The organism is Halostagnicola alkaliphila, assembly GCF_055379965.1.
In genome coordinates this window covers 2743098-2761063 of sequence record NZ_AP043826.1, presented here as the reverse complement: position 1 = coordinate 2761063, position 17966 = coordinate 2743098, and the positions used below count along the sequence as shown (strand labels likewise).

General features: G+C 61.2%; 18 protein-coding genes. 5 read left to right on the top strand and 13 right to left on the bottom strand.

Annotated features, from left to right (window positions below; genetic code table 11):
• Nucleotides 1–139 precede the first annotated feature (139 nt).
• From ACZ5C7_RS19065 to ACZ5C7_RS19050, 4 genes are all read right to left on the bottom strand, one after another.
• The gene (locus ACZ5C7_RS19065; RefSeq protein ID WP_464377841.1) at nucleotides 140–1825 is read right to left on the bottom strand and encodes a cation:proton antiporter domain-containing protein; all 1686 of its coding nucleotides are present in this window, start codon (nucleotides 1823–1825) and stop codon (nucleotides 140–142) included.
• Nucleotides 1818–3548: a cation:proton antiporter gene (locus ACZ5C7_RS19060; RefSeq protein WP_464377840.1), complete on the bottom strand. Its 1731-nt coding sequence runs from the start codon at nucleotides 3546–3548 to the stop codon at nucleotides 1818–1820. Before ACZ5C7_RS19060 ends, ACZ5C7_RS19065 begins: the two co-directional genes overlap by 8 nt.
• 118 nt (nucleotides 3549–3666) lie before the next feature.
• Nucleotides 3667–4119 (bottom strand): MaoC family dehydratase, encoded by a 453-nt coding sequence (locus ACZ5C7_RS19055; RefSeq protein ID WP_464377839.1) that lies wholly within the window; start codon nucleotides 4117–4119, stop codon nucleotides 3667–3669.
• 121 nt (nucleotides 4120–4240) lie between these two features.
• Entirely contained in the window at nucleotides 4241–4879 is a 639-nt protein-coding gene (locus ACZ5C7_RS19050) for a TetR/AcrR family transcriptional regulator (RefSeq protein WP_464377838.1), read from the bottom strand.
• Between the two features lie 97 nt (nucleotides 4880–4976).
• Here ACZ5C7_RS19050 and ACZ5C7_RS19045 point away from each other — a divergent pair, with 97 nt between their 5' ends.
• On the top strand, nucleotides 4977–5894 hold the full coding sequence (locus tag ACZ5C7_RS19045; RefSeq protein WP_464377837.1) for an ABC transporter ATP-binding protein: 918 nt from the start codon (nucleotides 4977–4979) through the stop codon (nucleotides 5892–5894).
• Complete coding sequence (locus ACZ5C7_RS19040; RefSeq protein ID WP_464377836.1) at nucleotides 5887–6672, top strand: ABC transporter permease; 786 nt, start codon at nucleotides 5887–5889, stop codon at nucleotides 6670–6672. Before ACZ5C7_RS19045 ends, ACZ5C7_RS19040 begins: the two co-directional genes overlap by 8 nt.
• 89 nt (nucleotides 6673–6761) lie before the next feature.
• Here ACZ5C7_RS19040 and ACZ5C7_RS19035 read toward each other — a convergent pair whose 3' ends face one another.
• A complete protein-coding gene (locus ACZ5C7_RS19035; RefSeq protein WP_464377835.1) occupies nucleotides 6762–7133 on the bottom strand; it encodes a methylglyoxal synthase in 372 nt (123 codons plus the stop codon).
• A 183-nt stretch (nucleotides 7134–7316) separates the two neighbouring features.
• Here ACZ5C7_RS19035 and pyrF point away from each other — a divergent pair, with 183 nt between their 5' ends.
• Entirely contained in the window at nucleotides 7317–8117 is an 801-nt protein-coding gene (gene pyrF / locus ACZ5C7_RS19030; RefSeq protein WP_464377834.1) for an orotidine-5'-phosphate decarboxylase, read from the top strand.
• Between the two features lie 31 nt (nucleotides 8118–8148).
• Here the strand turns inward: pyrF and ACZ5C7_RS19025 are convergent, their stop codons facing one another.
• Both ACZ5C7_RS19025 and ACZ5C7_RS19020 read right to left on the bottom strand, forming a co-directional pair.
• Entirely contained in the window at nucleotides 8149–8421 is a 273-nt protein-coding gene (locus tag ACZ5C7_RS19025; protein ID WP_464377833.1) for a hypothetical protein, read from the bottom strand.
• Between the two features lie 50 nt (nucleotides 8422–8471).
• Nucleotides 8472–8651: a hypothetical protein gene (locus ACZ5C7_RS19020; protein WP_464377832.1), complete on the bottom strand. Its 180-nt coding sequence runs from the start codon at nucleotides 8649–8651 to the stop codon at nucleotides 8472–8474.
• Between the two features lie 159 nt (nucleotides 8652–8810).
• Here ACZ5C7_RS19020 and ACZ5C7_RS19015 point away from each other — a divergent pair, with 159 nt between their 5' ends.
• Nucleotides 8811–10430: a GTPBP1 family GTP-binding protein gene (locus ACZ5C7_RS19015; RefSeq protein ID WP_464377831.1), complete on the top strand. Its 1620-nt coding sequence runs from the start codon at nucleotides 8811–8813 to the stop codon at nucleotides 10428–10430.
• A 56-nt stretch (nucleotides 10431–10486) separates the two neighbouring features.
• On the opposite strand, the gene ACZ5C7_RS19010 is transcribed toward ACZ5C7_RS19015, so the two are convergent.
• The 6 genes from ACZ5C7_RS19010 to ACZ5C7_RS18985 all read right to left on the bottom strand — a co-directional run bounded on the left by ACZ5C7_RS19010 (nucleotide 10487) and on the right by ACZ5C7_RS18985 (nucleotide 15971).
• The gene (locus ACZ5C7_RS19010; protein WP_464377830.1) at nucleotides 10487–10864 is read right to left on the bottom strand and encodes a hypothetical protein; all 378 of its coding nucleotides are present in this window, start codon (nucleotides 10862–10864) and stop codon (nucleotides 10487–10489) included.
• A gap of 59 nt (nucleotides 10865–10923) precedes the next feature.
• On the bottom strand, nucleotides 10924–11610 hold the full coding sequence (locus ACZ5C7_RS19005; RefSeq protein ID WP_464377829.1) for an HAD family hydrolase: 687 nt from the start codon (nucleotides 11608–11610) through the stop codon (nucleotides 10924–10926).
• 39 nt (nucleotides 11611–11649) lie between these two features.
• Nucleotides 11650–12105 (bottom strand): hypothetical protein, encoded by a 456-nt coding sequence (locus ACZ5C7_RS19000; RefSeq protein WP_464377828.1) that lies wholly within the window; start codon nucleotides 12103–12105, stop codon nucleotides 11650–11652.
• Nucleotide 12106: 1 nt separating this feature from the next.
• Nucleotides 12107–13039 (bottom strand): methenyltetrahydromethanopterin cyclohydrolase, encoded by a 933-nt coding sequence (mch, locus tag ACZ5C7_RS18995; protein WP_464377827.1) that lies wholly within the window; start codon nucleotides 13037–13039, stop codon nucleotides 12107–12109.
• A gap of 120 nt (nucleotides 13040–13159) precedes the next feature.
• Nucleotides 13160–14131, bottom strand: a complete 972-nt coding sequence (locus ACZ5C7_RS18990) for a transcriptional regulator (RefSeq protein WP_464377826.1) — start codon at nucleotides 14129–14131, stop codon at nucleotides 13160–13162.
• Between the two features lie 220 nt (nucleotides 14132–14351).
• Complete coding sequence (locus tag ACZ5C7_RS18985) at nucleotides 14352–15971, bottom strand: outer membrane protein assembly factor BamB family protein (protein WP_464377825.1); 1620 nt, start codon at nucleotides 15969–15971, stop codon at nucleotides 14352–14354.
• Between the two features lie 380 nt (nucleotides 15972–16351).
• Between ACZ5C7_RS18985 and ACZ5C7_RS18980 the strand changes: the two genes are divergently transcribed.
• Nucleotides 16352–17884 (top strand): (R)-citramalate synthase, encoded by a 1533-nt coding sequence (locus ACZ5C7_RS18980; protein ID WP_464377824.1) that lies wholly within the window; start codon nucleotides 16352–16354, stop codon nucleotides 17882–17884.
• Nucleotides 17885–17966: the final 82 nt, after the last annotated feature.

Sequence of the window (17966 nt, the reverse complement as noted above, 5' to 3'; positions counted from 1 at the left end):
AGCACCCGGGGCATTTCAATACGAACGCCCCCTTCCGTGGAGTTTCTGGCTTCCATTTGACCCAACGCCCCGTAGTGTCATATACCTACTGTTTCCGGGGAGGAATAATGTGTCCTCGAGAGGAGTGTGGTTTACCCCGCTAACTAGAGTCCAGATTTTCGATCCGGGTGTCAAATCCATATCTTTCGAGCGTATCGCGGGTATCGAGGTGCTCTTCCCGGAGGTCTCCCTTCGCGTAGTCGTCGTCGAGGGCCCGCTCGACCATCTCGATGAGTTGGTCGGAAGCGAGCACGTTCGGGACGCTCACGTAATCGGCACCGTCCCGAAGCAGGTCTCGAGCAGTCGCCGACGTGTTCGCTCGAAGGATGGTGTCGGCATCCGTCTCGAGGGACAGAATTCGCTCCGAAACGGGGCGGTGGGCGACCGTCGACATCAGTAGCGCCGCATCATCGATGTGCGCTTTTTCGAGTGGGTACGTCGACATGGCATCACCGAGAACGTAGTTCCGACACTCCGCCCGAAGATCGTCCCAGAGCACCGGATCGTTTTCGATGACGACGTACTCCTGGTCGAGTCGTTCGCACGTTTCCACGATTCGGCGACCTTGTCGACCGTAGCCGACAATGACAACGTGGTCCTCGAGGCCGTCTTGGACGTAACTTCGCTCGTCGATCTTTCGAGTGAGCCGACCCGCGAAGAGATTCTCGACAAACGTTCTGTAGACCGTCTCTTCGTGACGGCTAGCGACGGACGTCAGGATCATCGTCGCGGCCGCGGCGAGAATGATTGCTTCGAAGAGCGTGTCAGAAATCGTACCGATGAACGTCGCCTGGATCGCGATCACTAGCGACAATTCGCTGACTTGATTGAGCGTCGAGCTCGCGAGAAATGCAGTTCTCGCATCGTACCCCTCGTACACGAACGAGAGCATGATAACGAGGGGATTAACGAAGAGCACCAGCGCCGTGAGCGTGGCTGCGACAATGAACACTTCGAGGTCCGGAACTGAGACGAGTGCCCCGACGGTGACGAAGAAGATTGCGACGAAGAAATCTTTGATAGATTCGATGCCGTTTCGCACACCAATCGTCGCTGCGTCGCCGCTACGGATGGAAATGCCGGCCGCGAACGCACCGACGACGATGGATATTTCCGCCAGTTCCGAAGCAGCGAGGAACCCGATGAGTATCGAAATACTCCCCATCATGACGAGTTCGTCGGACCCTCCAGATAACCGAACGATCATCGGGAAGATGTGTCGGTAGACCAGTAACGCGGCGATCAGAAAGAGCACACCAAAGCCAATATTGGACGTAACCAGTGTCGTCGTGTACGCTTCGGCCGAAAGGACGAGGATGAGTCCAATCGCCAGGAGATCGTCGAAAAAGTGAACTGAGGATGCAAGCCGTCCGTGAACGAGGTTGTCCCGGATTTCGTGCTCGAGCAGGCCGGCACCGACGATGGTGGAACTGAGTGTGGCGGCGACGCTGAAGTAGACGGCGTTCTGCGTGTCGAACCCGTAGATCGTGGCGACGCCGAACGCGATCGGCGCGACGATTATCAACTGCGTCACCGCCGCGGCCTCGCTGTCCCTGATAACCGTCTGTAACGATTTGAAGTCGACCGTAAACCCGAAGACGAAGACCAAGAACGCGATTCCCCATTGGGCGAGTTCGATCAGTTCCGGTTGATCGAGAAACGTCCCCGCGACGAGTCCAGCCAGAATGTAAAACGGAACCGGAGAGAGCGAGAAGTGGTTTGCAACTAATAGGAACGCACCTGCTGTAACGAACAAGACGGCGAGGGCGGTGATGAGCTCAGTCATCGTCGTCACCTCCCGTTCGCTTTCGGAGATCTCCCTCGAACTCGACCGGCTCCTCCCGCTCTATGCGTGCGATATCGCGTTCAAACGACCGTTCAAGTGACTCCCGGTCTACGAAGTATCGCTCGAGATATTCACTCAACTTGGCCGCGGTCAGGTAGGTACTCATGATTACGTAGTCCGCCCCACGGTCGTAGAGTTCACGCGCGTCGTCGATCTTCTCGGCTTCGACGAATACGATTGCATCGTCGTTGACCTCATCGAGAAGCGCCTTGTTGACATCCGTCTGTACCGTAGAGCTGAGGACGAACGACGCCTTCTTGAGGTTCGCCGCCTTTCGAATCTCGCCGTGGCGGAAGTCGCCGTAGATGTACTCGTATCGGCCCTCTTCTTCGAGCGTTTCGATATGGTCCGTCTGGCGATCGATGATGACGACCTCGCCGTACTTCTCCTCGAGCATCGGCAACGCGCGTTCGGTGATCTCGTCGTAGCCGATCGCGATCGCGTGGTTTTCGTACACGTCGAGATCGACGTCCTCTCTGTCGTCGGAATCAAACCGTCTGAACCACGGTTCGAGTCGGGCATAGATCGTATGGTTGTGGGCGATGATGTACGTCGAGACACTCATCGTCATCAGTGCCATCAGGCTGAGGTAGCCGAGGACTTCGTTCTCGATGAACTCTTGGTTCACCGCCAGCGCACCGACGACCAGCGAGAACTCGCTGACCTGAATCATGTTGATCGAGCCGAGGAAGGAGGTTTCGACGCTGAAATCCTCGCGGTAGATCAGGTAGAACATGATCCAGAAGTTCCCGACCATCAGGACGACCGAGGCGATCACCGCCTCTTGCCAGTAGGTGAGCAGTTCGCCCGCCTCGAGTTGGAGACCGATACTGGCGAAGAAGACGAGGATGAAAAAGTCCGTAATCGGCGTGATCCGATCCTCGAGTTCCTTGCTGTAGGGCAACTGGGCGATGCTGATGCCAGCGAGGAAGGCACCGACCTCGAGCGAGAGGTCGAAATACTCGGAGATGGCGATAAAGAGGAACGCCCACGCGATGGCGACGATGAGGAAGACGTCCTTGTTGTCCGCGACGCGCCGGAACAACTGCGGGAGCAGATAGCGAGAGGAGGCGACCGAGAAGAGTGCGATGAACGTCATCATCACGCCGATGACGCCGAGCGTCTGGGCGATCTCGGTCGGATTCCCGAGCGAGTCCGCACCGAGTAGCGCGAGAACGACGACGAGATAGATGTCCTGGACGATCAGGACACCGACGTCGATCTTCCCCGGTAACGATGTGATCTCGTCCTTGTCGGTGAGGATCTTAACGATGATCGGCGTCGCGCCGAAAACGGTGGCAAGCGCGATGATGATGATCTCGGTAGGATCGAATCCGAGCGCCCAGGCGACGGCAAGGGCCAGCGCTGTCTGAAGGATCGTTTGCCAGACTGCAATATTGATTATCGGGCGCAAAATCTCGCGAATATCGTCGAAGCGCATCTTCATCCCGAGTAAGAACAGGAGAAATCCGAGTCCGAGTTCGGCCATGTTCTCGACGAGGGCGTCCTCGGTGACGATGTCGAACATCACCGGGCCGAGAATCAGACCGGTGAGGATGTACGCGATAATCGTCGGCTGTCCCGTCTGGCGCGCGAGCAGTCCGACTATCGTCGCAACGACGACGATGATCGCAAAGTCCGCTGCTAAGGCAATCTCATTCATCGCGTAGCTAACTCTTGGATCCGCTTTTGGGCATGAAGGCTTTATATATTCGCTTTCAGGAATGCGGGTCTAGAACGCAACTGTCTCCGAACGGGCAGGCTATCGCTACACTCGAGACTCAGGAACCGTCCGCACCCGTCCGTTCGACGATGCCGAGCCCGATCCACGTGATGACCGGTTCGTCGTCTTGATTGTACGCCGTGAGTCTGGTATCGACGTGGCCGATACTGGAATCGTCCTCGAGCGGTCGCTTGTCGACGATTTCGACGGTGACCGAGAGCGTATCGCCGGGCTTGACCGGCTTGATCCAGCGGAGTTCGTCGATGCCTCGAGCGCCGAGCCACGCATCGTCGGCCACGTGTTCGACGAACTCGCGCATGCACAGCGAGGCCGTGTGCCAGCCGCTTGCGATCAGTTCGCCGAAGATAGAGTCCTCAGCGGCGTCCTCGTCGACGTGATACGACTGGGGATCGTACTGCTCTGCGAACTCGACGATTTCGTCTTTTGAAATCGTTCGGTTGCCGAAGGATTTCGTGTCCCCGACTTCGATGTCTTCGTAGTACGTCGGCATGCCTCGAGAACGTCGGTGGAACGAGAAATAGCTTGCCCGTGCTCGGTACCGTCCGTCCCGACGATATCTGGCAGGTCCACGCGAAATCTTCGGTCGTCGAAAGCTTCAGTGGAAGTAAACCCTACGCTTCGGTCGTTAGCCCTCGTGCGAGGGTCGAAATCAACGTTCCCTGGATGTGTTTGTAATAGCCGTCTTCGATCATATCGAACTCCGCCTCGTACGTCTCGTACTCGTCTTTGTGAACCATGAGCCACCCGAGAGACGCCGACATTAGCCCGCCGAGGATCAACGGATCCATCTCGGCGATCGGACCGTCGCTCCGCGCTTGGAGGTCCTCGATCAGCGGAATGAACTCCGCCCACTTCTCCCGTTGCATTTCCTCGAGCGTGTCCCACGACTCGGTGCCGATGAGATCGTGGTAATCCCCCTGAATAACGGTCCGTTGGATAAACGGGTTTTCTTCGCCGAATTCGACGTAGCACCAGAAAAATTGCTCGAGGCCTTCCTGGGGGTCTTCAACGTCCGCCAACGCCGTTCGTACGTCTCCTATGTACTCTTCGACCTCTCGCTCGAGGATCTCGATGTAGAGATCCGATTTCGCATCGAAAAACTGATAGAACGTGGGTTTGGCGATCCCGACCGGTTCGGTGATGTCTTTGACTGTCGTTTTCGCCGGCCCGTACGTCAGTAGCAGTTCGCGTCCGGTCTGGATGAGTTCCTCTCGTATTCGCTCCCGATCGTCGTCGCTGAACGTACGCATGGTTGTAAGTTGAATTCGAAAACTCATAACCAAATCGGTTTTGCGTTATTACTCTATAACCGAAATAGATATTTAGTCATGGAGAGTAGAGACAGCTATGACCGCGATCGAAGTAACCGACCTGACAAAGGACTACGGCAGCGTACTCGGGGTTGATTCCGTCTCGTTCGCGGTCGAACCGGGAGAGATATTCGGTTTTCTCGGTCCGAACGGGGCCGGAAAGACGACGACGATCCGAACGCTTCTCGGGTTACTCGCCCCGACGTCCGGAACGGCGACGGTACTCGGCGCGGACGTTCGCGACGAGGATGCACTCATCGAAGCGAAACGCCGGATCGGGTACCTCCCGGCCCACCTCGGGTTCAACGAGGAGATGACCGGCGAACAGATCCTCGACTATCACGGGTCGGTCAAAGGTGAAACGCGCCGGGACGAGCTCCTCGAGGTGTTCACGCCGCCGGTCGAACGGCCGATACGGGAGTACTCGACGGGGAACGAGCGGATGCTCGGTATCGTCCAGGCGTTCATGCACGATCCGGATCTCGTCATCATGGACGAGCCGACGTCGGGGCTCGACCCGCTCAAACAGGAAGAGTTCAACGAGTTCGTCAGGAGCGAGCGCGAGCGCGGGACGACGATTTTCTTCTCCTCGCACGTCCTGAGCGAGGTTCGGCGCGTCTGCGACCGCGTCGGGATCCTCCGCGACGGCCAGCTCGTCGGACTCGAGGACATCGAGACGCTCCTCGACCGGGGCGGCAAGCGCGTGCGGGTCCAGACCGCCGACGAAATCAATTCGACGCTCACCGACCTCGACGGCGTCTTCGACGTCGAGCGGTTCGCCGACGGCGTCCAGTTCATCTACGCCGGAGACTACAACACGCTGCTCAGCGAACTCGCGGCTCACGATCTGTTGGACATCGAAATCAGCGAACCGCCGCTCGAGGACGTGTTCATGCACTACTACGGAACCGAAGGGACCGAGCGAGACGGCCAGGTGGTGAAAGCGGATGTTTGAAACCGCGCGCTACGAGACGAGCCGTCGCGTCCGCGGGACGGCGATCCTGGCGGCCGGCGTCAGTCTCTACGCCGCCTTTATCGTCTGGTACTTCACGCAGCTCGAGGGCGTCGATTACGACGCCATACTCGAGTCGATGCCGCCCGCGATGATGGAGGCGTTCGGGATCGAAACGATGGCGACCATCGAAGGCTTTCTCGGAGCGCAGTTCTACAGTTTCGTCTGGCTGCTCGGGTTAGGGTTGTACTTCGCGTACGCGGCGGGCGGGCTGATTTCGAAGGATATCGAGCGCGAACGAATGGATTTGTTGCTCTCGTTTCCGGTCTCTCGGTCGCGCCTGCTCGTCGAGAAGGTCGCTTCGTTACTGTTCCCGCTCGTCGCGCTCAACATCGTTCTCGGGGTCGTCATCTACGCGCTGGCCCGAGCCGTCGGCGAGTCGATCGATCCGGTGCATCTCGCGCTCACCCACCTCCTGTCGGTCCCGTACCTGCTCGTCTGTATCGCGATCGGCGTGGTTCTCTCGGTGCTTGTCAATCGAGCCGCCGTCGCGGAGCGGGCCGCGATCGGCCTCGTCTTCGCTCTCTTCCTCGTCGAGTCGGTAGTCGGCGGTGCGAGCGATTTCGAGTGGATCCAATACATCAGCCCGACCCACTACTACGACCCGACGACGATTCTCATCGACGGAACGTACGAACTGACCGACGTCGGGATCCTCCTCGCAGCGTTTCTCGTCCTGTTGTTCATCGGCCAGTTGCTTTTCCAGCGACGGGATATCTGACCGCTCAAAGGGACGAGTCGTTCGTCCCTATCGGTCCTGCTCGGAAACGACGACGGAGTCTCCCCTCCCGAAACAGTGCCAGCACGACACTATCGGTCTGCCACGCCCTCGAGCAGGTACTCGGCCGTCTCGAGGTTCGTCGCCAGCGCGGTATCGTGAACGTCACAGATGCGCAACAGGGCCGAGATATCCGGTTCGTGTGGTTGGGCCGTCAACGGATCCCGGAGGAAGACGATCCCGTCGAGTCTGCCCTCCGCGACCTGTCCGCCGATCATCAGGTCGCCGCCGAGGGGGCCCGACTCCATGCGCTCGACCTCGAGTTCGGTTTCTTCCAGCAGCCGTTTCCCCGTCGTTCCGGTCGCGATCAGATCGTACTCGAGCAGTTGTGATTCGTGAGCCTGAACGAACTCGATGAGCTCCGGTTTCTTCTCGTCGTGTGCGATAAGGGCCAGTCGCGTCATCTGCTGGTCGTACGACGAGTGCCGTGATAGTTTCTGGTGTCGCCGCTCCGGGACCGTCGCACCGTCTCGCGTCACTGCCACAGGCTCGCGTCACTGCCACAGGCTCGGGGAAATCCCGCATCCCCGCCACCGGGGGCGTGATCGATAGCAACACTTTCGGCCGTCGGGTTTGCACTCGAGTGCATGAACTTCTTCGATCGGCTGCACGACCGGATCGTCTCGGTCGACAGCATCGTCAGCGTCGGATTGGATCCCGACCCGAAACGCATCCCCGACCACTTAGAGGAGTACGACCTCCCGCGGTGGGCGTTCAACCGTCGGATCATCGACGCGACGCACGAACACGCCGCGGTCTACAAGCCCAACGCCGCCTTCTACGAGGACCCCGACGGCTGGCGCGCCCTCGAGGAGACCGTCGCCTACGCCCACGGGAAGGACGTTCCCGTTCTGCTCGACGCCAAGCGAGCGGACATCGGGAACACGACGCGACAGTACGCCAACATCCTCGAGACGGTCGACGCAATCACCGTCAACCCCTACATGGGTCGGGATTCCCTCCAGCCGTTCCTCGACGACGAGGAATCGGGCGTCTTCATCCTCTGTCGGACCTCGAACCCCGGCGGCTCGGACCTGCAGGATCTCGAACTCGAGACGGGCGAACCCCTCTACGAACGGGTCGCGGCGCTGGCGGATCTCTGGAACGAAAACGACAACGTCGGGCTCGTCGTCGGCGCGACGAACCCCGACGAACTCGAGGAGATCCGCGAACGGGTTCCGGAGCTCCCCTTCCTCGTTCCGGGAATCGGCACGCAGGGCGGGGACGCCGAAGCCGCCGTCGAGCACGGACTCGCGGGCGGCGTCGGGCTCGTCAACTCCTCTCGAGGAATCATCTTCGCGGGAGAGGGCGCAGGTGAAGAGTTCGCGCCGGCGGCCGGCCAGGCCACAAAGCGGTTGAAAGCGCGGCTGAATCAGTACCGGGAGTAACGAGTCGGCGGACCGTCGCCGATTCTCGTCCTCACTCCGCGTCCACGACGCGACCGGCGACCTTTCCGTCGACGATCCTTCCGACGATTTCGATCGTGATCGGTTCCTCCGGCGGCTGTTTTTCGGGAGGGTTCGCGAGACGGTCACCACCTTCGACGACGGCGATATCCATCGGGCTCGCGTCGTAGGGATGAGCGGCGACCAGGTACCCTTCGGTCTCGTCAACGTGGAGGTCTCCCGGCTCGATACGGAACCGCTGGCCGATGCCCAGCGACTCGCCGAGCATATCGCGTATCGATGTCATGGTTGGGTTGCTATTATAGTCGAATCTCTGTCATAGTCGAACGGCCGCGGTCAGAACCGGTGGATGTCGGTTTCATCCGACTTGTCGCTCGGTTGTGCCTGCGCGGCACAATCGGCACAGAGCCCGAGTCCGCGTTCGTAGTGTTGCTCGCAAGCCAGCGTCCCGCAGTTGTCACACCGCTCCTGGGCCGGCCGCGACTCGCAGATCTGACAGAGGCCACTCACGCTCATACGTCTCTCTAAGAGCTCCAGACGCTTGAAGCCGCCCCCGGAATGTTCCGTTGTGACAACGCGTCTTCGAAGCGCTTCTCCGTCAGAAACATATTGTCCGATGTCAACGCGTGACATTCAACGAGAAGGCTTTTGCTCTGTGCCTCTCTAGCGGGGCACATGAGCCGTGACCGGGCCTTACTCGAGCGGGCCCTGGAACGTGGTGAACAGGACGGCGGCAGCGTCGAATTCAAAGAACGCCTCATCCGCGACGTTCACCTCGAGGGTGGGCGTCGCGAGAGTTTAGCCGCCCAACTACGACACCGCGTCCTCTCCGGCGATGGCGAAGCGACCTACGTGGTAGGAGTAACCGACGACGGCGGACTCGCGGGCATCGACGCCGAGACGTTCTCCGAGTCGATGGACGTTCTCTCGTTGCTCGCCGAGGAAGCCGACTGTCACATCGACGACGTTCAAACGTGGGGTGTCGAGTCCGATTCTTCCCGAAACGACGGCCTCGTCGGCGTCGCTCAGGTCTGTGAAGGTGCCGTCCTCGAGACCGACGACGAGCACGTCGTGGTCGGAACGGCCGGCCACGTTGACCACGGAAAAAGTACGCTCGTCGGCTCGCTCGTGACGGGCAAACCCGACGACGGTGACGGGGCGACGCGGGCGTTTCTCGACGTCCAGCCCCACGAAGTCGACCGCGGGCTCTCGGCGGACCTCTCTTATGCCGTTTACGGCTTCGACGGTGACGGGCCGATCCGCGTGAGGAATCCGAATCGAAAAAGCGACCGCGCGCAGGTCGTCGAGGAGGCAGATCGACTCGTCTCGTTCGTCGATACGGTCGGTCACGAGCCGTGGCTTCGGACGACGATCCGCGGATTGGTCGGCCAGAAGCTCGATTACGGCCTGCTGGTCGTCGAAGCCGACGACGGCCCGACTCGAGTCACTCGCGAACACCTCGGCATCTTGCTCGCGACGGAACTGCCGACCATCGTCGCGATCACCAAAGTCGACGCCGTCGACGAAGAACGCGCCGACGAAGTTGAACGGGAGGTCGAACGCCTGCTTCGGGAAGTCGGCAAGTCACCCCTCAGCGTCGAACGCCACGGCATCGACGCCGCGATCGACGAGATCGACGACACCGTCGTCCCGATCGTCGGCACCAGCGCGATCACGATGGAGGGACTCGAGACGCTCGACGAGCTGTTCGACCGACTTCCGAAAACGGCGGGCAACGACGGCGAGTTCCGGATGTACGTCGACCGGAGTTACTCCGTGACCGGCGTCGGCGCGGTCGCCTCGGGGACGGTCATGTCAGGATCCGTCGAGGCGGGTGACGAGTTACTGCTCGGCCCGATGTCGGACGGCCGCTTCGAGGAGGTCGAAGTTCGGTCGATCGAGATGCATTATCACCGGGTCGATCAGGCTCAGGCTGGCCGGATCGTCGGGATCGCACTCAAAGGAATCGAGGAGGACGCCATCGACCGTGGAATGGTTCTCATGCCCGGCGACGCCGAGCCACAGCCGGTTCGCGAGTTCGAGGCCGAAGTCATGGTCCTGAACCATCCCACTCGTATCGGCGAGGGGTACGAACCCGTCGTCCACCTCGAGACGATCGGCGAAGCCGCGGCGTTCTATCCGGAGAACGGGCGCCTCCTCCCGGGAGATAAGGGGAAGACGACGGTCGAGTTCAAGTTCCGCCCGTACCTCGTCGAGGAGGGACAGCGGTTCGTCTTCCGAGAGGGCCGAAGCAAGGGCGTTGGAACGGTGACGGACGTCGGCCCTGCGGACTGATTTTGGGAGATTGCGGTAGCGGACTGATTTCGGTAGAGTGCGATGAACAGGTTACACTACGTCGATTCGCCGAGGCCGACGGCGTCAGCCTCGAGGACGTTACCGCCGAGAGTAATCGCGTCGGGATCCGCGAACAAAATCACGTCGTCGGGCATCGACACGTCCGTCCTGATCTGGCGCTCGAGAAACGGCTCGGTCCCCATCGTCGTCTCGCCGCTTGCGAGCGTGCGTTCGAGTTCTCGCCGAACGTTGTGGCTCATGACGAACTCGCAGCGAGTCGTCTCGATCCGTTCGCCGATTCGTCGAAACAGCGAGCGACACACGCTGAAGGGGTCGTCCCCCGTTACGGTCGCGATTTCGTTCGACTCGCTCCGCTCGTCGAACGCCCGGATCTCCGCTATGAGTGCGCTGAAGTTGATCGCGCGGTCGGTCATCGTCTCGAACTCGAGGCCCGCGGACAAAAACGGGCCGACTCGGCGACGAGTGGCGGACGCTACCAGGGGGTCGTTCGAAGTTCGTCGAGCGACTCGAGGATGTGCTCGGGAGCCGGGCCCGATTCAGGGGGATCCGTACTCGCTCCGTCCACCGGTACCCACACCGACTGCATTCCTGCGGCATTCGCCCCCGCGACGTCTGACTCGAGGGAGTTTCCGACGTACACGCTCCGCGCTGGATCGGCACCGAGCGCCTCGAGGGCTACCTCGAACGGCTCGCAAGCGGGTTTGGCTCGCGTCTCGTGACCCGCGTAAACGACTGTCTCGAAGGCTTCCTCGAGGCCAATCGCCTCGAGTTTTGCCCGTTGCATCTCGGGTGCGCCGTTGGTGATCAACCCGAGCGCGTACTCTTCTTCGAGAGCCTCTACCGCGGTTCTAGCACCCGGAAGGGGAGCAACGTTCGTCTGATCTCGGATACTCGCGAACGCGTCCGCAACCGTACGACCCGTCCCCGGGTCCGCTCCCGTATCGACAGCGAGGTCAGCGAAACACGCCCGACGGAGCGCTTCGATTCCGTCGCTCTCTTCGAGGTAGTCTTTGTATCGATTGTGGTACGCCTCGATCGGAAACAGCGGCTCGACTCCCGCTCGAGCGAACGCCGCCTCGAGAACGTCCTCGCTGCGCTGGGTGTACGTACAGAGCGTGTCGTCGAGGTCGAAACAGACCGTCCCGATCGCGTCACTCATGGATATCGAATACTTCCGGCGACCCCCTGAAAAAGGTAGTCACCGGGGGCGGTATCCGTCTTCCTCGCTTTCTACCATCCCGAAGAGGGCCGCCCAGCCGAGGAGTCGGTCCGCGCGCTCGAGCGGTTCTTCGACGGTGGTTCGTCCTCGAAGTTGGGTGGTCACTTCCCGGGTCTCGAGTGGTCGATCTGTCGTTTCGAGGTACTCGAGGACGGCGTCCGCACCGGCAACCCGCTCCCGGAACGCCACCCGGAGATGTGCGGCATCGATATCTCGCGGGGTTCGAGCGAATCCCGCGGAGCCGTTGGTCGCTAGCTCGAGCGCCCGGAGAAACGTCAGCCAGGTCGCCGCCTCGTCGCGATCGGACACGTGAGTGCGCTCGATCAGCCGGGCACAGCAATCGACGCCCTCGTCGGGCACCGCTGGAACCGCCGCTCGAACCGCCGCGAGGTCCTCTAGGGTTTCGGGCGGCTCGGGGACGGGTTTGAATCGCATGTTACAGGTCGAACGATTCGGCGACCAGAGACTCGTCCGTCTCTCCGACGACGTAGGTCGGTCCGCCGAGCACGTCGATCGTCACCTTGCCCGGTGCGAACAGGTCGGCTGGGACTTCCGAGAACTCCCAGTCGAGGTCGTCGAAGATGTCGGCGAACGGACGACCGTGGTCGTCGGCGGCCGTCGACGGAACGTGTTCGAAGACCTCCGAATCCTCGCGAACGACGAGATGAGCCGTTCCGCCGTAGGCCAGCGCGTCGTTCGTGCGGGCGATCGCCTCGCGTTCGTCCTCCGCAACCGGCGCGACCGGCGCTCGTCCCGTCGCGGAGACGATGTCTCGAGGATCGTACCCCAGTTCGGTCAGCCGGAACGTCGCCAGTTCGGCCGCTCTGGCCGCGCTCGTTACGCTTCCCACGATGCTCGCGGTCGAATACGGGAGCAAGAAAACGCCGCTGGTTTCGATCTCCGCGAAGTCGGCGACCTGCGCCGCGGCCGCCTCCGTCGGAGGCTCGTCGGTTTCGACGGCGAGCGCCGTGAGATCGAACGCGTCGGTGTAGCCCATCTGCCGGAACTCGGTTTCTTCGGCGACCAGCGCTCGAGCGGGACCGCTCCCGAGCCCTTCGAAATCCTCCGTCGTGAGCTCCCAGCTCGCCTTCTGTGAACACAGGAGCGAAATCGCTGGCTGGTCGGTCGACAGCTCGATGTAGGGTATCGGTGCGCCGTCGACCTCGCCTAGTTCGTTACTTGGTGTCGCCAGTCCAGCGGTCTGGATTTCGGTCAACAGTAATCCCGCTTCGATCCCGCCGTCGAACTCGACGCCGAAATCGAGTACAGTCGACTCGTTCTCGAGGTCGTAGCCGCCGATGTTCAACTCCTCGGCGTACTCGAGGGCTTCGTCGACGAGCTCGATCGCCATTCGGTTGAGACTCTCCATGGTGGTTGCTTCGCCAGCCTCCCTAAAACAGTTTATCAGTTCGAAGCCCGTTCCGGCAGACGTGCGTCTTGCATTCGGCCAGAACAGAAGTCGCTCTCGAGTTGCTGACCGTCTCTCGAATCAAGCGACCTCTTCGCGCTCCGCTCGATCGCGAATCACGTCGCGGAGGTCGTCGGCTTCGCGCAGTTCCTCGAGTTCGTCGCGCTCGACGAGTGCGGTGCCGTCGACGGAGTCGCGCTTTGCTCTGTCGACGACGTAAACCGACTGTGTTCGTGTCACCTGTCCGATCGAACTCATAATCCGTGCGCGTTTTTCCGCGGCTTTCGTGAACTTGGAGTGGCCGGTGAGCACGACCTCGTTGTCGTTATCGTCTTCGTCCTCGCTGATCGCCTTGAACGGCGAGCGAAGCGTCGGGTGGACGCTATAGCCGGCTCTCGAGAGCACGGCGACGACTTCCTCGTCGTCCGGGTCGGCGGCCGGGTCCTCCGGCGTCGACTCGCTCTCGTGGACGTCTTCTGCCCCTTCGAGAACGTCGACTGGGCTGGTAAGTTCCGACGTGAAAACCTCCTCCAAGGTCATCGCGACTTCGATGGAGGCGTTCATTCCGTCTTCGTACTTCGAAACGGTACGTCGGGAAACGCCGATTTCGTTCGCCAGACGACCGAGACTCCAATCGCGATCCTCGCGCTCGTCGGCGAGCAGGTCGCCGTCGATGTTGACGTACAGGCCGCCGGGCGCCGCGTAGATTAGCGGCGGAACGCCCTCGATAAACAAGTTGTAGGCGGTATCCGGACTGAAGACCGGAACGCCGTGACGGAAGTAGACGACATCGGGTTTGAGGTCTTCATCGCGGCTCCGGAGGCCGATAACGAGCGGCGTCGCGTGCAAGTAGTTGCCGAGCCGTTGCATCTCGTGGCCGGTCGCTCGATTGAACGCGTCGATGTTGCCGAGGATTTTGACGAGGAGCAAGTCCTCGCCGCGGCGTGCTGCGATGTCGAAACTCTTCGGTCGAATCGCACACCGGTCGCTCACCACAAAGTCCGCGTCCTCGAGCATTGCGGTAACGTTGCCGACCAGTGCGGATCGGGACATGAGGTAATGTAAGCCACTCATCGTATATAAGCGTTGTCCCGTTAACGGGTCCGTTCCGTATTGCGATTTCCCGAAATATCGGCAGTATGCTTATATAGTATAATTCGTCCTTTTCGGCGGGCAATCGAGCCGCAGTCATCTAGAATTCAGCGAGTGTCCGATGCAACGATTCCGCCGTGTTCCGGGCAAGTAGTCGTGATCGATCGAGCGCTGTTTCCGATCAATCGGTCGCGTTTTCGTTCGTCTTCGCACGACGGCGCAGCCACTCGAGGGTCACCGCGCCTCCGGCGATTCCCGCGCCTGCGGTGAACCCGGGTGCGTCGTCGGAATCGCCGTTCTCGTCCGTATTCGACTCGTTTCCGGTACCTGCCCCGGATTCGTTGCCGCCGTTGGTGTCGGACTCGTTTCGGTCGTCCTCGGGGGCTGATTCGTTTCCGTTGTTATCGGGATCTGACTCGTCACCACTGCGGTCGGCGTCAGCGGAATCCTCGGATTCGTTCGTCGTTCCGTCGTTCTCGTCGTCTTCGCTTTCCTCGTCCTCGTTTCCAGTTTCCGCCTCATTGTCCGTTTTTGCTTCGTCGTCCGTTTCCCCGTCAGTACCCTCCTCACGAATCGCGACCAGCGTTTCGTCGGTACAGGCGTAGAGCGTTTTATCGACGAGCGCGACGGCCGGAATGTTGTCTGTTTCGAGTTTCCACGCGGTCTCTCCGCTATCGTCGAACGCGTAGACGCCGGTTTCGGGCTCGGGGGCCTCGCCGGGTCCGTACACCTGTCCGTCGATCTGGAGGCCAGCGTAGACGGTCTCTCCGTCGCTGACAACCGAAGAAACGACGTACGTCGAAACGTCGGTTTCCCACGCTTGTGTACCCGACTCTCTGTCGTATCCGCGAACGCTGTGTGTCCCTATCCCGTAGAACCGATCCTCGGTGATCGGGGCGGGCTTGAGCGGCCGGGTTTCGCTTTTCGCCCGCTCTTCGCCGGTTTCGGTATCGAGAAGGACGATTTGTCCGTTTTGCCAGATGCTCGTTCCGGCGGGGTTGACCGCCCCGACGGCGACGACGTCGTCGGTTGCGACCGGGTACCGAACGTGTCGCGGATTCGGCTCCGCGAAATAACTATCCGCCTGTCTCGGCGGATCGTCCACCACCCACCGTTCGGTTCCGTCCTCGAGTTCGAGCGCGAACGTTCGAGATTTGCTCACGGCGAAGACCGCCCCATCGGCGACCGCGACCGGTTGCTCGTACAGCGAATCACCTTCCGGGTCGAACTCCCAATCGATCTCCATTTCGTGGGCGTCTACGGCGTAAAGTACGCCATCGGCGACGACGAGGACCAGATCGTCCGCAACGACGGGGGAGGGAATCGCCCTGTCGTACTCGAGCTCGGCGTAACAACAGACGTCTCCGTTCTGCGGAGTGATCCTGGTCAAGCGCGTCCCGCCGACGTAGACGCCATCAGCGGTAACTGCCGGCGTTCCGCTCGCACCGATATCGTGGGTTTCCCACTGCAGCGTTCCGTCCGCGCCAGCGAGGGCGTGAACGGCTCCGCCGGTAGTCAGGAAGACGCCGTCGTCGACGATCGCAACCGAGCCGCCGTGGTCGTACTCCCAGTCGACGGTGGGTTCATCCGGGCCGTCCGTTTCGGGGACGTACCCGTTGTTTCCCGGACCACCGCCGAGGGACGACCATCCGTCGGCGTCCGTCGCCGACCAGGACTCGTCTTCGTCTGCACTCGTTCCTGACGCGTCTCTTTGAGCAGCGCCAGTCGCGGCGAACAATCCACCAGTTGTCGCCGCGATTCCGGCGTATTTCAGGACGCGTCGCCTGTTGTGGTCGGTCATGCGGTCGGACTCTTTCGCTTGTTTGCCCTTTTCTATGGACTCTGTAGGAACTGTTGCTGATTGTCAAATGATAGCTTCACGGGAGCTCTCTTCGGAAAAATGGCGCAAAAATAGGTGAAACGTGAGATCGTTCAGTGGCCCCTTCGAAGTAACCGCCGCAGGTCGTTCTCGGGGAACGACTCACCCACGGTACCGCTATGCGGAAGTCTCCCGAAACGAGAATCGTGCCATCATCGGCGGCTTTAAGTTCTCCCTGTCCATTTGTCCGGACACAATGGCACGAGATACCATCTCAACGCCGAACTCCGAGGATAGAGGAAGTCGGGGCGACCCGGCTGGATGCGAAATTCCGCGATTCTGATAATCGCAGTTCATCACTCTTGCCCGTAACTCACACCCCCGAACAGACGATTCCGTCCGATCGTACCGTCCGCCTTCTCGATACCACGCTCCGCGATGGCGAACAAGCACCCGGCGTATCGCTATCACCCGACAAGAAAGTCGAAATCGCTCGCGCGCTCGAGCGAGCGGGCGTCTCGGTCATCGAGGCCGGAAGCGCCTGTACCGGTGCGGGTGAACGCCAGGCTATCTCCCGCGTCACCGATCTCGATCTCGAGGCTCGCGTGACGAGTTTTTGTCGAGGGATTCAGACCGACATCGACCTCGCGCTCGAGTGCGAGGTCGACGGCATCCACCTCGTCGTTCCTGCCAGCGATCGCCACGTCGAGGGGAAGGTCGGAACCTCTCGAGCGGACAATCTCGAGAAAACCGCCGAACTCGTCTCCTACGCCAAAGAACACGATCTCTGGGTCGAAGTCATCGGCGAGGACGGTTCGAGAGCGGATCTCGATTACCTCGAGACGCTGATGGAGACCGCACTCGATGCCGGTGCCGACCGAACCTGCTTCGCCGATACCGTCGGCCACACGGGTCCGGAACGCACCGCCGAGGCGGTCTCCCGACTCGCAGAACTTGGTCCGGTGAGCGCACACACCCACGACGATCTCGGCCTGGGCGTCGCGAACGCCCTCTCGGCCGTCTCCGCGGGTGCCGACCTCGTTCACTGTACGGTCAACGGGCTCGGCGAACGAGCTGGCAACGTCGCCTTAGAGGAGGTCGCCATCGCGCTCGAGCACGTCTACGACGTCGAGACGCTCGACCTCGAAGAAGTGTACGACCTCGCGCAAATTTCCTCCCGTGTGACGGGAATTCCGCTGCCGCCGAACAAGGCCGTGATCGGCGAAAACGCCTTCACCCACGAGAGCGGGATTCACACCGACGGCACGCTCAAGGACGACAAGATGTACGAGCCCTACGAACCCGAGACCGTGGGCCGCGAGCGACGCCTCGCCCTCGGGAAACACGCCGGGAGAGCCGGCGTGCAGGCGGCCCTCGAGGAACACGACGTCGACGCGACCGACGACGAGGTCGCCGAAATCGCCCAGAAAGTGACCGAACTCGGCGATCGTGGCCGACACGTAACCGACGCGGACCTCCTGGCCATCGCCGAGGACGTCACCGGAACCCAACGCGAGCGCGTCGTCGAACTGATCGACATCGCCGCGACGAGCGGCGGCCCCGTTCCGACCGCGAGCGTTCGACTCGACGTCGGCGGCGAGGAACGCGTCGCGAGCGGAACCGGATCCGGTCCGGTTGACGCTGCCGTCTCGGCCGTTCGCGAGGCGCTCGGCTCCGCGGCCGACGCGGAACTCGAATCCTACCACGTCGACGCGGTCACGGGCGGGACCGACGCCGTCGTCACCGTCGAAGTGACCATGACCCGAGACGACCGAACCGTCACCGTCGCCCGAAGCGAGGCGGACATCACCCGCGCCAGCGTCGAGGCGATGGTCGACGCCCTCGACCGACTCCTCGAGTCCGACCAGCAGGCGCTCGCAATGGCCGACGACTGAGTTCGCGCCTCGTCGCTCTTTTCGATGTGAGCGGTCGGGACATCGGTTAAAGAACCCGAGAGACGGTCGTTGAGTCGAGTGA

Bases quoted from the DNA above. Each gene is read 5' to 3' on its own strand.
- ACZ5C7_RS19020 (WP_464377832.1), bottom strand. From the start codon at position 8,651: ATGAGCGTGAGTGGCCTCTGTCAGATCTGCGAGTCGCGGCCGGCCCAG.
- ACZ5C7_RS19045 (WP_464377837.1), top strand. From the start codon at position 4,977: ATGACCGCGATCGAAGTAACCGACCTGACAAAGGACTACGGCAGCGTA.
- pyrF (WP_464377834.1), top strand. From the start codon at position 7,317: ATGAACTTCTTCGATCGGCTGCACGACCGGATCGTCTCGGTCGACAGC.
- ACZ5C7_RS19000 (WP_464377828.1), bottom strand. From the start codon at position 12,105: ATGCGATTCAAACCCGTCCCCGAGCCGCCCGAAACCCTAGAGGACCTC.
- ACZ5C7_RS18990 (WP_464377826.1), bottom strand. From the start codon at position 14,131: ATGTCCCGATCCGCACTGGTCGGCAACGTTACCGCAATGCTCGAGGAC.
- ACZ5C7_RS19060 (WP_464377840.1), bottom strand. From the start codon at position 3,548: ATGAATGAGATTGCCTTAGCAGCGGACTTTGCGATCATCGTCGTCGTT.
- ACZ5C7_RS19050 (WP_464377838.1), bottom strand. From the start codon at position 4,879: ATGCGTACGTTCAGCGACGACGATCGGGAGCGAATACGAGAGGAACTC.
- ACZ5C7_RS19025 (WP_464377833.1), bottom strand. From the start codon at position 8,421: ATGACATCGATACGCGATATGCTCGGCGAGTCGCTGGGCATCGGCCAG.
- ACZ5C7_RS19040 (WP_464377836.1), top strand. From the start codon at position 5,887: ATGTTTGAAACCGCGCGCTACGAGACGAGCCGTCGCGTCCGCGGGACG.
- ACZ5C7_RS19055 (WP_464377839.1), bottom strand. From the start codon at position 4,119: ATGCCGACGTACTACGAAGACATCGAAGTCGGGGACACGAAATCCTTC.
- ACZ5C7_RS18985 (WP_464377825.1), bottom strand. From the start codon at position 15,971: ATGACCGACCACAACAGGCGACGCGTCCTGAAATACGCCGGAATCGCG.
- ACZ5C7_RS19035 (WP_464377835.1), bottom strand. From the start codon at position 7,133: ATGACGCGACTGGCCCTTATCGCACACGACGAGAAGAAACCGGAGCTC.
- ACZ5C7_RS19015 (WP_464377831.1), top strand. From the start codon at position 8,811: ATGAGCCGTGACCGGGCCTTACTCGAGCGGGCCCTGGAACGTGGTGAA.
- mch (WP_464377827.1), bottom strand. From the start codon at position 13,039: ATGGAGAGTCTCAACCGAATGGCGATCGAGCTCGTCGACGAAGCCCTC.
- ACZ5C7_RS19010 (WP_464377830.1), bottom strand. From the start codon at position 10,864: ATGACCGACCGCGCGATCAACTTCAGCGCACTCATAGCGGAGATCCGG.
- ACZ5C7_RS19005 (WP_464377829.1), bottom strand. From the start codon at position 11,610: ATGAGTGACGCGATCGGGACGGTCTGTTTCGACCTCGACGACACGCTC.
- ACZ5C7_RS19065 (WP_464377841.1), bottom strand. From the start codon at position 1,825: ATGACTGAGCTCATCACCGCCCTCGCCGTCTTGTTCGTTACAGCAGGT.